Annotated in this window: 12 protein-coding genes and 1 other annotated feature; of the genes, 8 read left to right on the forward strand and 4 right to left on the reverse strand. The window is 35.3% G+C overall.

Annotation, left to right across the window (positions count from 1 at the left end):
- Positions 1 to 240: 240 nt before the first annotated feature.
- The 7 genes from AB5M32_RS06920 (at position 241) to AB5M32_RS06950 (ending at position 8274) form a co-directional block, all read left to right on the forward strand.
- Positions 241 to 900 (forward strand): deoxynucleoside kinase, encoded by a 660-nt coding sequence (locus AB5M32_RS06920; protein WP_025480266.1) that lies wholly within the window; start codon positions 241 to 243, stop codon positions 898 to 900.
- A gap of 224 nt (positions 901 to 1124) precedes the next feature.
- On the forward strand, positions 1125 to 2030 hold the full coding sequence (locus AB5M32_RS06925; RefSeq protein ID WP_010736889.1) for a magnesium transporter CorA family protein: 906 nt from the start codon (positions 1125 to 1127) through the stop codon (positions 2028 to 2030).
- Between the two features lie 183 nt (positions 2031 to 2213).
- Positions 2214 to 2339, forward strand: a sequence feature (ribosomal protein L20 leader region).
- A 44-nt stretch (positions 2340 to 2383) separates the two neighbouring features.
- Positions 2384 to 2908 (forward strand): translation initiation factor IF-3, encoded by a 525-nt coding sequence (gene infC, locus AB5M32_RS06930; protein ID WP_010720284.1) that lies wholly within the window; start codon positions 2384 to 2386, stop codon positions 2906 to 2908.
- A 71-nt stretch (positions 2909 to 2979) separates the two neighbouring features.
- A complete protein-coding gene (gene rpmI, locus AB5M32_RS06935) occupies positions 2980 to 3180 on the forward strand; it encodes a 50S ribosomal protein L35 (RefSeq protein ID WP_002289309.1) in 201 nt (66 codons plus the stop codon).
- A 54-nt stretch (positions 3181 to 3234) separates the two neighbouring features.
- The gene (rplT, locus tag AB5M32_RS06940) at positions 3235 to 3594 is read left to right on the forward strand and encodes a 50S ribosomal protein L20 (protein ID WP_010720283.1); all 360 of its coding nucleotides are present in this window, start codon (positions 3235 to 3237) and stop codon (positions 3592 to 3594) included.
- 1087 nt (positions 3595 to 4681) lie between these two features.
- The gene (locus AB5M32_RS06945; RefSeq protein ID WP_178286916.1) at positions 4682 to 5395 is read left to right on the forward strand and encodes a type II toxin-antitoxin system PemK/MazF family toxin; all 714 of its coding nucleotides are present in this window, start codon (positions 4682 to 4684) and stop codon (positions 5393 to 5395) included.
- Positions 5396 to 6453: 1058 nt separating this feature from the next.
- Positions 6454 to 8274, forward strand: coding sequence for a DUF6056 family protein (locus tag AB5M32_RS06950; protein ID WP_063626470.1), 1821 nt, complete (start codon positions 6454 to 6456; stop codon positions 8272 to 8274).
- Positions 8275 to 8406: 132 nt separating this feature from the next.
- On the opposite strand, the gene AB5M32_RS06955 is transcribed toward AB5M32_RS06950, so the two are convergent.
- The 3 genes from AB5M32_RS06955 to AB5M32_RS06965 all read right to left on the reverse strand — a co-directional run bounded on the left by AB5M32_RS06955 (position 8407) and on the right by AB5M32_RS06965 (position 9989).
- A complete protein-coding gene (locus AB5M32_RS06955) occupies positions 8407 to 8574 on the reverse strand; it encodes a hypothetical protein (protein WP_010720280.1) in 168 nt (55 codons plus the stop codon).
- 132 nt (positions 8575 to 8706) lie between these two features.
- Entirely contained in the window at positions 8707 to 9138 is a 432-nt protein-coding gene (locus AB5M32_RS06960) for a thioesterase family protein (protein ID WP_063626471.1), read from the reverse strand.
- 2 nt (positions 9139 to 9140) lie between these two features.
- Entirely contained in the window at positions 9141 to 9989 is an 849-nt protein-coding gene (locus AB5M32_RS06965) for an NAD(P)H-hydrate dehydratase (protein ID WP_063626472.1), read from the reverse strand.
- 147 nt (positions 9990 to 10136) lie between these two features.
- On the opposite strand from AB5M32_RS06965, the gene pepV reads away from it, so the two are divergent.
- The gene (gene pepV / locus AB5M32_RS06970; RefSeq protein WP_063626473.1) at positions 10137 to 11555 is read left to right on the forward strand and encodes a dipeptidase PepV; all 1419 of its coding nucleotides are present in this window, start codon (positions 10137 to 10139) and stop codon (positions 11553 to 11555) included.
- A gap of 1251 nt (positions 11556 to 12806) precedes the next feature.
- Here pepV and AB5M32_RS06975 read toward each other — a convergent pair.
- On the reverse strand, positions 12807 to 12971 hold the full coding sequence (locus tag AB5M32_RS06975; RefSeq protein WP_368015525.1) for a YqaE/Pmp3 family membrane protein: 165 nt from the start codon (positions 12969 to 12971) through the stop codon (positions 12807 to 12809).
- Positions 12972 to 14550: the final 1579 nt, after the last annotated feature.

Below are 14550 nucleotides of genomic sequence, written 5' to 3' on the forward strand. Positions count from 1 at the left end.
AACAGATTGTATAACATAGAAGTTCAAAAAACAATTCATCTTTATTTTACTAAAACCTTCCCAGAAGTAAAATAAAGAATACGTTTTCTGTTGAAAAACCTCTTTTTTCTTAAGATTTTATTGAATTTTATGAATGGAAATATCCTGTTATTCCTAATTGACACCACCAGATATTGGGGGTATATTTAAAAAGAATTGGAAAAAGACACAACATTTAGTGATAAAGTGAGTTGGAGGTTAATGAGTGTGATTGTTTTAGCAGGTACCATTGGCGCTGGAAAATCAAGTTTAACAGAAATGATGGCTGAACACTTTGGAAGTCGAGCTTTTTATGAGTCAATCGAGGATAATGAGGTATTGCCTTTATTTTATGCCAATCCTGAGCAGTATGCGTTTTTGTTACAAATCTATTTTTTGAATAAACGTTTTGAAAGTATCAAGCAGGCAATGAAAGAAGACAACAATGTTTTAGATCGTTCGATCTATGAAGATTCTTTGCTTTTTCATTTGAATGCTGATTTGGGTCGGGCAACTGAAACAGAAGTTCGAGTATATGACGAGCTATTAGCAAATATGATGGAAGAGTTGCCGTATGCCGCACATAAAAAACATCCGGATTTATTGGTTCATATTCGTGTTTCATTTGATACGATGCTTGAACGGATCGAAAAAAGAGGACGATCATATGAACAACTTTCCTTCGATCCAAGCTTATATGATTATTACAAAGAATTGAATCGTCGCTATGATCAATGGTATGACGAGTACAATGAAAGTCCCAAAATCCAAATTGATGGCGATCGATTCAATTTTGTGGAAGATCCCCAAGCAAAAGTAGAAGTGCTGAACATGATTGAAGCAAAGTTAGCAGAAATTCGTCAAGAAGTCTTTGTTTCTTGAGTCCAATAAAAAATGATAGTATAAAGAAGACAGGATCTAACTTCGATATCTAAGCCGAAGAAATTGAAAATAGGAGAGCTATTTTCGCTTTTCATCGGCTTATTTATTTTTAAAAGCGAGACAGCGGTCAGAAGTGCTAACGATTTGTAAATTCGCCAAGAATACTTAGAAGAATCGTCGTGAGATACCTAATGAATCTATCAGCACAGGAAGAAGGGGACGGTATGAGAGAAAAACATTTTTTTAATTTTGATCAAAATTTTTGGCTGAATGTGCCTAGAGATGATGTAATGGGAATCAAAAATCTTAAGGAAGAGTATGGCATTAGTGATGAGATGCTTACCTATTCTTTAGATAAAAATGAACGAGCTCGTGTGGAATATGATACTCTTGATGATATTTTACTTTTGGTCACTAATGTTCCTCATCAACAAAAAATCGAAAACCACTATGAAACAAGTCCAGTAGCATTTATTCTAAAAGAAAATGGTCTATTTACATTTACGACTCAAAATACAGAATATGTGATTCGCCTGATTCGTTCAATCTTAGATCGGGATTCCGAGATAAATGTATACAGTTTACTTTTTCGTACGCTCTTTCTGATTTCAGATTCCTTCTTCCCGTTGATCGAAGAAGTGAATAGTGAACGACAACGCTTAAACCAAAAGTTGCGAGAAAAAACTACGAACCGCAATTTACTAGCTTTATCTGACCTCGAAGTTGGTTTAGTTTATCTAGTGACTGGTACAAAACAAAATGTCGTATTATTAGAACAAATCAAAGCATTAGCGATTTATCGAAAGCTCACTGAAAAAGAGAAGGAACAATTGGATGATGCATTGATTGAAGCAAAACAGGCAGTGGAAATGACCAATTTGGCCTCCCAGATCCTTGATCAACTTTCGGGAACGTATAATAATTTGTTGAACAACAACTTAAATGACACGATGAAATTTTTGACAGTCTGGTCATTGATTCTGACCGTTCCTACCATTGTGACAGGCTTTTTCGGTATGAATCTACAATTGCCTTTTACACATTCTGTCTTTGGTTGGGGGATCGCCTTATTCATCAGTCTGATATTGTCAGTTTGGATGCTGATCGCATTGTGGCGTAGGATTCGGTAGTTTCAAGGAAGACGGTCACCAAAAAAGTTGAGTGTCTGATGAAGGGTGTGTTTCGATAGCTAAAAGTTTTTTATTTGGACAAGTATATAACTAAAGTAATTAACTGATTAGGGAATGTTTCGAGAGTCTCTAGTGAAAAAGATTGACAAAAAAATATAGATTTGCTATACTATTGAAGTTGAGAAATAAAAGCAGAAGCACCCGCTTCTCGCCTTAGTTGATTCAGTCACTGGGCTAGATAGTTTTCATCTATTGAATTAGGTGAAGTACGTGCGGGTTCTGGAAGAGAACTCGTTTTTTTTATTGCCGAATATTCGGCACGCTTTTCTTTCTCTCATAATATTTGGAGGTGAATGACCATAGCAAAGGATATGATGGTTAACGACGGCATTCGTGCACGTGAGTTACGATTGATCGGTTCAGATGGTGAGCAATTAGGAGTTAAGACAAAAGCAGAAGCATTGAAAATTGCAGAACAAGCAAATTTAGATCTTGTGTTAGTTGCCCCAAGTGCGAAGCCACCAGTTGCGCGAATCATGGACTACGGAAAATACCGTTTCGAGCAACAAAAGAAAGACCGCGAGGCGCGTAAAAAACAAAAAGTGATCAATGTTAAAGAAGTTCGTTTAAGTCCAACAATTGACGTGAATGACTTCAATACAAAACTTCGTAATGCACGTAAGTTCTTAGAGAAGGGCGATAAAGTGAAAGCTTCTATCCGCTTCAAAGGCCGTGCCATTACCCACAAAGAAATTGGTCAAAAAGTCTTGGATCGCTTAGCTGAAGAAACTGCTGATATTGCGACAGTTGAGCAAAAAGCGAAAATGGACGGACGCAGCATGTTCTTGACGCTGGCACCGAAAAACGACAGTAAGTAATTTGAATGACTCACTGACTGTTGGACAGTCGATAGTCGGATAACGAAAGATTTTGAGGAGGAAATATAGTCATGCCAAAACAAAAAACACACCGCGGATCAGCAAAACGTTTCAAACGTACTGGTAAAGGCGGATTAAAACGTTTCCGCGCGTTTACAAGTCACCGTTTCCACGGTAAAACTAAAAAACAACGCCGTCAATTGCGTAAAGCAAGCATGGTTTCTAGTGGCGACTTCAAACGTATTCGCCAACAACTAGCAAAAATGAAATAAAAAAAACAAAAAGATCGAAATTTGAAGATTTATTTTTATTAGGAGGAATTAAACATGGCACGTGTTAAAGGTGGAACAGTCACTCGTAAACGTCGTAAAAGAATGCTAAAATTAGCAAAAGGTTACTACGGTTCAAAACACACTTTATTTAAAACAGCAAAAGAACAAGTAATGAATTCATACAACTACGCATATCGCGATCGTCGTCAAAAGAAACGCGACTTCCGTAAATTGTGGATTGCTCGTATCAACGCAGCAGCACGTATGAATGGCTTGAGCTACTCAAAATTGATGCACGGTTTGAAATTAGCTGAAATCGACATCAACCGTAAAATGTTAGCCGACTTAGCTGTCCACGATGCAGCAGCATTTACTGCATTAGCTGACCAAGCTAAAGATGCTTTAGCTAAATAATCAAATAAACGTTGTTAAACCAACGTATACCCCGCTTTTATCGAGCGGGGTTTTTCTTTTGTCACAGAATTGACCCAGACTTTTTCAAAAATAGAAGGTCATCTTTTCTTTAGTATCTTTAACGACAGGAGACTGAACCAAAACTCCCCTCAGTCGCTTCTGGTGGCTCTAAAAGTGAATAAACGGCGTTCAAGAAACAACTCCTCAACAATAAGAGAGGAGCTAGTCGTTTCTTTCACAGTCGCTTGCTAAATGGCGTTCAAAGAGCTGACCTTCGGCAATAAGGATGAAACGTAAAAGATAGGGAGCTGTAAGTTTCATCCTTATTACCTAGGTTAAGTTGCTCTTTTCATGACCTCTTGTTCACGGTGAGACAAAAGTAGCATCTTCAAAAAACAAGTCCGAAATTTACTGGAAATATGAGAAGCATCAAGTAGTAACAATCAACAGCAAAAGCTAGTGTTTGTGTTTCTTGTCAATTCTCGGAATCTCCTTCTTATTTCTTGTTGCTAAACACTTTTGTCTCAACCTCATAGAATAAAGAGTTCTAACTAAACCGTAGATTGATAATTTATTCACATTTAAACATAGAAATGAATGCGCTCTTATGATAAAATTTATAGGAACGTTTGTTTGTTTTATTGCTTCTAAAGAGATGTTTAGTATACGAAAAAATTATTAAATAATGGGAGGATTGATGAAAAAATAAAGCAGAGCGTTCCTGTGTGGTCTAATTTTCAAGTGAAGGATGGATGTATAACAAGAATAATCCAATACATACAACTGACGAATCGTTAATAAACATTGTAAATTATGAAATCAATCTATAAAGTTTCAATACAAAGTAAAGAATAAAAGAAATAAGATGGAAATATTGACTGGCGGAAAATCGTGTAAATAATTAGATTCTAAGATAAAAATTGGAGATTCAGGAGTTAAGTGACTGGATTTTACAAGCGATTGAATAAAAAATATACCGTTATTTTTTGAAAATTTCTCGAAAAAGAGTATGCCTATGTAGAGAACAGGCTTGCATATGTGAAACCCAAAATATTAATTAAGATATTAAAAGGTTGTGAATATGTTTATGGATAGACAGTATTATAAACAAGTAGCTTCAAATCAATACCAAGCAGAATTAAAAGTAGGTTCTGATAAAAAATTAATGAGCGATATCTCTTTCAGACATTATAAATTGACCAAGCAAGTAGAAAATATGAAGATGAAAGATGGAATAAAATGGTGTTATGGATATTCAAACTATATTAATCATCAAGGAATACCCGTTTTAAAAGGTATTCAGCGACAAAAATTTCAAAGAGGACAAATAGTTTTTGTTGATTTTTTTGGAGGATTCGGGGAAGAATTAACTTTTGACCATAATGCTGTAGTGTTACAAGCTGGAATTAAAGGATTAGTAGTCGCTCCTATAACCTCATCTCCTAGATATTATCAAGATATAAATAATCCATTGTTAGTACAAATAAAACAAAAAACTAACAATCAAGGTAATTTATTGTATAACTCTACTATTAGAATAGACCAACTAAGATATATAAGTCGTAGTAGAATATTGAAAAGACACGGACTGATATCTGATGGAGCAAAGTTAGACGAAATATCTTTAAAAATATCTCAGTATCTTACTCCTTTTTTATTGAAACAGATGGAAGAGGATATAGCAGAAAGTAAACAAAAAGCTAAAGAAGATGTGGAGAAGTTGAATGAGCAAATCAAACTCTTACAAGAAGAAAATTTTAGATTAAAAGAATTAAATAGAAGAAGCCAAGAAGGTTTATAAGTGGCTTGACAAAAAAGAATTTAGAAAATACAATTAATTTGTAAATAAGAATTAACCGTATACAAATAATACTATTTTTCGGTGCATCAATTTAATTTTGATGGGACCCTTACACGAATGAAGTGTAAAAGATTTTTTATCCCTTGTGCTTTTAGCATAAGGGATTTATTTATGTTCTAAAAATTTGTGCGCTATGAAAAATGATGTGGGTGAAGAGAAATCTTAGAATAATTTGAACAGAAAGAAGAAAAGATTCTTTCACGATTTCTTGTTCTAGAAGGTGTTTATACATAGGCAAATTGAAATAAACCTTAATGTTTCAAAAAATGAGAAAGTATTTCGAAAAGTATTTTCTTATTTTCCTCGGAGTCCAAAAATCCCCTCAGTCTCTTCGGGTGTCTCTAAAAGTGAATAAACGGTGTTTAAAAAGCAACTCCTCAACAATAAGCGATGATTTTCTAAAATATGAGGAGCTATTTAAAAAAATCCTCTCTTATTTGCTCGGAGTTAGTCGTTTCTTTCACAGCCTTTTGCTAAACGGTGTTCAAACATCAGCTCCTTGAAATAAGCCTGAATTTTTCAAAACATGAGAAGCTGTTTCAAAAAATTCTTTCTTATTGTCATCAGAGCTACCCGATGTTTTCACGACCTCTTGCTAAACGGCGTTCAAGAAGCAACTCCTCAACAATAAGCGATGATTTTCTAAAATATGAGTAGCTATTTTAAAAAATCCTCTCTTATTCGCTCGGAGCTGAACGCTTCTTTCACGACCTCTTGCTATTACGATAATCTTGCTTATGATGTCTTTTTTCGAATAACGAACAGGTCAGGTGCTTGGTCTTTATCTCCCTTTTTCAGGGGCGGAGAATAGGGTTAGTCCTTTGATTATTCGTACATAACACGCATTCATGATTACTGATGGTTGTTTCCTTATTTGATCTATGTGGCAGTCGAATACAAAAGTAAGAATGTAAGTTGAATCAAAAAATGCTATAATTTTCTTTGTGAATCACAGGAACCCTTTTTATAGCAAAATTTAAGAAGAAAGTAGGAGCGAAGTGAAACAAATAAAAGAGACTATCCGCAATAATAAAAAAATTTTAGTTCTTATTTCTGCCTATGTTATCATGGTTGTTTTAAATTTTTTGACACCGTTAATTGCGGATGATATTGAGTATATGTATAAAACAAGTAGTTTTTCGTCTATTTTACATGATGAATACACACAATATATGACTTGGACGGGAAGATCCGTTGTCCATATCATTGCACGTTTATTTTTGTTGATGCCTAAAACAGTATTTAATTTGGTCAATCCACTGATCTATGTTTTATTGACATTATTGATTTATAAAATGACCACAAAAGATAATACTACGTTTTATTCCTTCAAATATTTTTTAATTAATGTATTTTTATGGTTATTTGTCCCAGCTTTCGGTCAAACAATTTTATGGGAAACTGGTGCTGCTAACTATTTATGGGGAGGTATCATCGTTGTCAGTTTCCTATTTCTTTACCACCGCTATTATGAGAAAGAGCAAGAATTGTCTTTTAATCCTATAGTAAATAGCATATTGCTACTCATTTTAGGAATCTTAGCTGGCTGGTGTAATGAAAACACTTCTGGTGGGATGATCTTGATCGTTCTTGGCTACCTCTATTTTTATTATCAAAAGAAAAAGCCTTTACGACCATGGATGTTCACAGGATTGTTAGGAGCAATTTTTGGCTTATACATGATGGTAACAGCCCCTGGAAATGCTGTTCGAGCTACTTATTTTGCTCGTAGCCAGTGGTCTTTACCTCGGAAATTGTATTCGGGCGTTTTTTCAATCACAAAAACGCTATATGAAAATAGTTTAGCTCTTTTTGTGTTGATGGCGGTTCTGATCGTGTTGGGAATTTTCTTTAGTAAACACAAAGAATGGTTGAGACTATCCTATATCTATCTCTTTGCAGGGATAGCCACGATCTATGTATTATCTCTTTCACCAGCTGGACTTGATTGGGGAAGATCATTTTTTGGTGGTGTTTTATTTATCATTATGGCGATGGCGTTTGAATGGCCAGATAAAGTGTTGAAATCTACCCAGGGAGCGTTTTATGGGGTGATTAGTGGCGTATTGATTACCCAATTTCTATTTACTTTTGCTTTAGGAGTCAATGACATAGCACTTTCTTATAGAGAGATCAATCAACAATACCATTACGTCAGAGAGCAAAAAAAACAAGGAAATTTGAATCCGGTGATTGCCAACTTTACGATTTATAATCAAACTGGTCATACTGCTTACTCGGGAGGACTATCCCACGTAAAAACGGATATAACGAAACAAGTCAATCGAGCGAATGCAAAATATTTTGGTTTAGAGTCCATTCATTCAGTACCAAAAGAGGCTTGGGAAACAATCTATCAACAGGGAGATCCAAAATGGATGAGTATTTGGAATGCTAACACCTATTTTGAAGCATTAAGTCAAACTGATCATTTGGTTGTGATGGCAGGTGCAGGAGATAAGGCACAAATGAACCAGCAGTTAGCTGAAGAGATCCGTAAGCTGTTCCCTGAGTTTAAAAATGGGGATTCAGAAAGTTCTTGGAATTTTTCGGGTATCCGTCTGTTAGGAAAAAATCCTGAATTTTCACAGACAAAGAACTATAATTCTGTTAGCCAAGAAATCAATGGGAAAGAGATCTCAGTATCTTCAAGTTTTACACCGTATGCTGACCAACAGTTTGCTGCGATAAAAGTGGGCGATATAAATGTTGCAAGAAATAAAGCGGGCATAAATATTGCTGTTTTGTCAAAAGAAGGAAAAATAGTAGATGCTGTTAATATTCAATTAACTGGTGACAAACTAACCCTCTCAAGATAGAAGAGAGAAAATAGTAAGAAAAACGAGCCTACCAAAAGGATCACTCTTTTTGGTAAGCTCGTTTTTTAAAGAAATTTTTTGGACAAGCAAAAACCTCAATCATGTTGACTAACTAATGATTGAGGTTTTATTTCAATCAGGGCGTACTTCGTGCAGTTGTTTGACACGCCCTCCGATCGATTTAGCAAAAGCTTCTGATGCTTTTTTTTCTTTGAAAATCAATAAGTTATCTGGATTTTTTTCTCTTGTGCGGCAGCCTGTTTTATCAATGTAACCGTGCAATACTTTCACAACATACATGATGATCACCTGCTTTTTATTTTATTATACGGATGAATCAAGCCAACACAAGAAAAAAGGCAGCTTTTTTGATTTTTTTTAAGAAAATCCGTAATGGAAATCCTAAAAAATACAAGAGTTAAATACTATTCTTCAGCTATCCAACTGTGCATACTCGTGGAATAAGCGATCTAATGCAGGAGTTACCCGTTCAAGTTTGGTTAACTTCTGATTGTCAGCGAGTAAAAAACAATGTTTGCTAGAGCCAGTTGTTCGTAATTTTCCGTCATCTAAACCGTAGATTTCATAACTAAAATTTAATCTTGTGCCACTATATTGTTCGATTTTAGGCAAAATACGAACAGTTTCACCATAACGAATCATTTCTTTGTACTGGCAAGTGACTTCTAAAACAGGGATGATCACCCCTAGTTTTTCAATTTTTGTATAGCTGAAACCTAAATGATCCAATAAAGCAACACGAGATTCTTCCATCCAACGGATATAGTTGCTGTGGTGGATGATCCCCATTTGATCGGTTTCATAGTAAAACGGCTCACGAATGTACCCAGTAAATTTTTCCATCATTAGAACTCCTTGTTTCCATCATTTTTCTGACTAAAATAGTGCATCCATTGAGGGATTGCTTGACTGATTTGTGTCGGTAAAACAACATATTGTTTTTTTGCCAGTTGATCTCCAATAAAACTATGCAGGTAGACAGCTGCTGCGATCGTTTCATCGTTTTTAGGAAATTGTGCCAAGAATCCAGTGATCATACCAGCTAATGTATCACCAGTACCTCCAGTGGCCATTGCGGCAGAGCCCGTGGTATTTTGATAACATTCTTGTTGCCCGTAGATCGTGGTTCGATGACTTTTTAAAACAATCGTTGCGCCTAATTTGGCTTGCTGCTTGCGGTTGTTCTCAGGTGTTTGTTCCTCGATCTTAAGTGAGCTTACTCTTTGCCATTCCATTTGATGAGGAGTCATAACAGTTTGCTCGGGAAAATGGAGGGTTAGATTTTCTTTAGCGAATAATGTTAATGCTGAACCGTCCATCACTAACCACTGATGGCTTTTTTGATGTGCTAAAGTGAATGCTAATAATTCTAAACTCAATGAGGAGTCCCCTAATCCTGGACCAATCAATAGAACGTCTGCCGTGTCCATCACTGCTAACAGTTGTTCTTTTTCTTGCCAGTCGATGCACATGGCTTCAGGTAAATGCGTGTGAAGTGGTGCTTGATTCCACTGGTCCGTAGCAACAGTCGTTAATCCTGCGCCACTGTGTACAGCCGCTAGTGCACTCATGATGATCGCACCACCAAATTGATGGTTACCGCCAATCAAGACAGTACGACCGAATGTTCCTTTATGTGACTTTTCTGGGCGTGGTTGAATTACTTTTTGTAATAAATCGCTATCTATTAACAATTTTTCCGCCTCCTTTCTTGTATTATAACTGAGTATTTTTAAATAAAATACCGTTTGGATAAGGAACCACAAATTTTTTTGCACGTTTTTTTGGCAGGATTTATGGTATGATGGACAGGTAGACTTAATGAGTGGAGGATTGATTTTATGACAATCGATTGGCAAAAAGAAGTAGAAGCACGTAAAGAAGAACTACTTGAAGATTTAAAAAATCTTTTACGTGTGAACAGTGAACGGGATGATTTAAAAGTAACTCCTGATGCACCTTTTGGACCTGGACCTCGAGATGCGCTAAAACATATGTTGGCTTATGGCGAACGTGATGGGTTTGTCGTAAAAAATGTTGACAACTATGCAGGACATATTGATCTTGGTGAAGGCGATGAAACTTTAGGGATTTTTGGTCATATGGACGTAGTACCAGCAGGGGATGGTTGGGATACAGATCCTTATGAACCAGTAATCAAAGATGGGAAAATCTTTGCTCGTGGTTCTAGTGATGATAAAGGACCGAGCATGGCTGCTTACTATGCCATGAAGATCATCAAAGATCTTGACTTGGAATTATCCAAAAAAGTTCGTTTTGTAGTTGGTAGCGATGAAGAAAGTGGTTGGGCAGACATGGCTTACTACTTTGAACATGAAGAAGAACCTGACTTTGGATTTTCTCCAGATGCAGAATTTCCAATCATCAATGGTGAAAAAGGAAATGTTTCTTTCGCACTACGTTTCCAAGGAGATAACGCAGGAGATTATGTCTTGAAGACATTTACTTCAGGTTTACGTGAAAACATGGTGCCTGGAACAGCAACAGCGACTCTTGAAGTACCAAATGTAGAAGCTGCGATCCAAATGGAAGAAGCTTTTTATCGTTTTGTTGAAGCAAACCCAGTAAGTGGTTCGATCGAAGCGGATAATACCTATGTGAAAATCGAATTGATCGGAAAGGGCGCACATGGTGCAAGTCCTCAATCAGGGATCAATGCCGGTTCATTCTTAGCATTATTCTTAGACGATTATGAATTTATCGGTTCTGCTAAACAATTCATCCATGTAGCAGCAGCCTATGTCCATGAAGATTTTTATGGAGAAAAATTAGGGGTTGCCCATGAAGACGAAAAAATGGGTAAATTAACCATGAACGCTGGATTGTTTGCCTTTAAAGAAAATGGGTCAGAAGAAGATAACTATATCAACATGAACTTCCGTTTTCCAAAAGGGGTTACCGTTGACGGCTTAGAAAATGACATTGCAACAACGATGAAAGCAGAAGGAGCAACAGTTACTCGTGGCGCACGCGTCATGGAACCTCACTATGTACCAATGGAAGATCCATTGGTAGCAACTTTATTGCAAGTTTATGAAGACCATACAGGCGAAAAAGGCTATGAACAAATCATTGGTGGCGGAACCTATGGCCGACTATTGAAACGTGGTGTAGCTTACGGCGCAATGTTCCCAGGCTATACAGATACAATGCACCAAGCCAACGAATTTATGAGTCTGGATGACCTTTTCAGAGCAACTGCCATTTATGCAGATGCTATCTACCGTTTGGCGAAGTAATAGTGAACGAAACTCATGCTGATTCAGCGACTATCCTTGTTCTAAAAGATAATTTTTGAAAAGGATCGTTGGAAAAGTGAATGAAAAAGATGTTCTAACATGATATGGATGTGATTTTTTGCTTGATGAGGCGAAAAATCACATCCTTTTTACTTGCTAAATAATATTCTAAATATTCAACATCGAAGATTGTTCCAAAAAACAAACGAGTGATATTTTTTATGAAGGAAAAAATAATATTTGTAGTTAATGATGAGGAGATAAAGACAAAAAACAGTTATTGGTTCAGCGATTCTCATCAATAAAGAAAGTCGCTAGGAATAAATATCATTAGCATAGAACAAAAAATCTGTTATTTAGAAATTTTTGGCTAAAAAAACTCTACATTTGTGTTACATTCAGATTATTAATCAAATAAGAGAAGGGGATCTAATGACAGAAATAGCAGAAGGTAGAGGATTTACAAAAGCAGTGATTGATAAGCAAAAAAAAATAGTAGAGAACGCCTATAAAACAATGGATAGTCACGCTACCTATCCTCACGGAGAAAATTATAAAAACGCAACTCGTATTCATGAGAAAGAAGAGGAAAAGTTAGCAACGATGCTAAGACGCCCAATTAAAGCAACAGATATGGAATATAGTCGTGAAGAATTGAAGGCGCAAAAAAAATTGGTAGCACAGCTCTTCTCAACTTATGATGCTTATTCCATCCATCCTCATAATGATAAAGCAAGAAAAGCAGAGAATGACTACTTAAAAGCAAAGTGGGATTTACATATTATGAAAGAAACAAATAGAGAAATTCAAGATAAAAGAGAACGTGCAAAAATAAAACATTCTCCTAATCATGCAGAAGCGAGGATACCAGAAAGTAAGCAAGAAACTCAATCAATAGTCCAAGAAGGTAGATTATCAGTAGATGAAGAACGAGAATTTTTTAAACAAAAAGATTCTTCTCTTTATGAGACAGTAGAAACTGAAGTTATCGACAAATTAAGCCCGTTAGAAAGTAAAAAGGAAGAAGTACATACAAAGTTATCTAAACTAGACGAAGAAATTAAAAATATCTTAAATAGTATAAGAGAACGTGATGAAGCCAAAGAAAATTTTTTGGATAGCTATTTTGAAAAGTTATCTCTACAATCAGATGCTAAAAAAATAGACTCGAAAATTAAAGCGATTGATCAGTCGTTCTTTAGAAAAATCATTAATTTTTTTACTAAGGAACAGGCTGAATTGCGAACAGAGTTAGATACAAAAAAAGCTACAATTAATACTATGATTTCTAAAATAGAAGAAGCACAAACAGGTTACACAAGAAATGAGAATATCCTTAATGAAGTTTTCTCTAGTAATGAAATATTTGAGGGGTGGAAAGAAAAGTGTGCAAATATAGGATCCACTTTGAATGATTTAAATCAGAATTATGAAATAGTAAAGGAAAATATACCAAAAAAGGTAAATAGGGAAGCTTTAACGAAAAAAATAGAAAATTTACAGAAGAATTTAGAAGAAGTTAAAGGTACCGTGGGAGGTATAACACAAAATCTGCAAAAAATAGACGAATACCGTAAGCAAGAACAAAGTAAAGATCAACAAGGATTTATTCGTCTGATAAGCAAAGCGATAGATCAAACAGTAATCGAAACAGTAAATCAAACAAATGAAAGAAGGGAACAAAATGCTAAAAGCAAACATTTGAATGAAAGAGAAAATATTTTTACCAATCAACTTTCGGCTGAATTGGGAAATAAAAATGTACGTATTGAAGAATTAAATGCACCTGGTTTGTATCAATATTTAGTCCATAAAAGCACCGAATTAGATATGAAAGTTCAAAATATCTTTTCCAGTGACTTTAAACAATTATATGACTTAACGATACAAGAGCGTGATAAGGCAAGTCATTCTGTGAAAAAAATTATCCAAGAAATTGCGAAGATACATAAGGATTGGGAAAAATCAACGAAAAAAATGACTAATAGCGATCAGCCGAGAGTAAAACGATTTCTTAGTCGATTTACTAAAAAACATATAAAAGCTAGAGAAAAGTACACTGCCAAAAAAAGCGGGTTATCGACAACTTTTGAGAATAAAATAAAGGAACTCATTGAGCGAAAAAGGATTGAAACAGAAAAGAATGAGCAGGCTGAGAGAATTTTTATCAAGGCAAGAAAGGAAGTTGATCATGTTAACAATGGATTGGCAGATTTAAAAAGCCAGTTGAAACAGCTGAAAAATAAGTATCCAACAGGAGAAGAACAACCAAAGATTAATGATGAACTAGCTGCTCAAATAAAGAAAAGTTTAAAATTTATTAAGGAGCAACAACCAAAGATAAAAGAACAATTGGGTTTTTGGGTGATGCTGGAACTTAAAGATAAGGAACCTTCAGAAAAAGTGGATCAGTCACCGAAAAAATCTGTTGATTATCAAAAGTATAGAATATTGGTAACGAATGCTTGGAATAAGGAGTTGTTAAAAAATAACAAAAATCGCAACCAGCAATCTCAACAAGTACATAACCAAACGAATCAATCAATTGGCAGAGAAGTACATACATTATAGAGAATAAAATTTTGTACTCTCTAATATGTGGCGGTATCTTGCTTGATGTTTTACTAAGATATGATATACGTATCAAGTGATACAAGAGATTACTGAAGAAAAAAGTGGTCTGTTATTGAAGGAGCATCTTTTGAATCTGTAAATAAGAAAAATATAGGATTGGCATTAAAATCAAGAATGGAAAAGCAAAAATTGCTTTTGATCTTCTTGATTTTTTTGTTTGCTTTCGGAGGTGAAGTCAACGATTGGTAAATGCTGACGAGTAAGTACAGATAGAGGATCCTAAATGCTACTTGTTTCAAAAAACGTTAGTTTGATCTCTCAGAATTTTTAATGGTGCGATGAAGTGTCTTTTTATTCTAGAAGAATGAAACTATTTTAAAAATTTCCAAACAAAGAAATTATTAAAAAATAAAGTTTTTAT

The organism is Enterococcus sp. C57 (assembly GCF_040887305.1).
Lineage (GTDB): Bacteria > Bacillota > Bacilli > Lactobacillales > Enterococcaceae > Enterococcus_B > Enterococcus_B hirae.

What these genes read in the sequence shown, in the direction of transcription:
- AB5M32_RS06920 (WP_025480266.1), top strand. Translation starts at nt 241, where the DNA reads ATGAGTGTGATTGTTTTAGCAGGTACCATTGGCGCTGGAAAATCAAGT.
- AB5M32_RS06925 (WP_010736889.1), top strand. Translation starts at nt 1,125, where the DNA reads ATGAGAGAAAAACATTTTTTTAATTTTGATCAAAATTTTTGGCTGAAT.
- infC (WP_010720284.1), top strand. Translation starts at nt 2,384, where the DNA reads ATGACCATAGCAAAGGATATGATGGTTAACGACGGCATTCGTGCACGT.
- rpmI (WP_002289309.1), top strand. Translation starts at nt 2,980, where the DNA reads ATGCCAAAACAAAAAACACACCGCGGATCAGCAAAACGTTTCAAACGT.
- rplT (WP_010720283.1), top strand. Translation starts at nt 3,235, where the DNA reads ATGGCACGTGTTAAAGGTGGAACAGTCACTCGTAAACGTCGTAAAAGA.
- AB5M32_RS06945 (WP_178286916.1), top strand. Translation starts at nt 4,682, where the DNA reads ATGGATAGACAGTATTATAAACAAGTAGCTTCAAATCAATACCAAGCA.
- AB5M32_RS06955 (WP_010720280.1), bottom strand. Translation starts at nt 8,574, where the DNA reads ATGTATGTTGTGAAAGTATTGCACGGTTACATTGATAAAACAGGCTGC.
- AB5M32_RS06960 (WP_063626471.1), bottom strand. Translation starts at nt 9,138, where the DNA reads ATGGAAAAATTTACTGGGTACATTCGTGAGCCGTTTTACTATGAAACC.
- pepV (WP_063626473.1), top strand. Translation starts at nt 10,137, where the DNA reads ATGACAATCGATTGGCAAAAAGAAGTAGAAGCACGTAAAGAAGAACTA.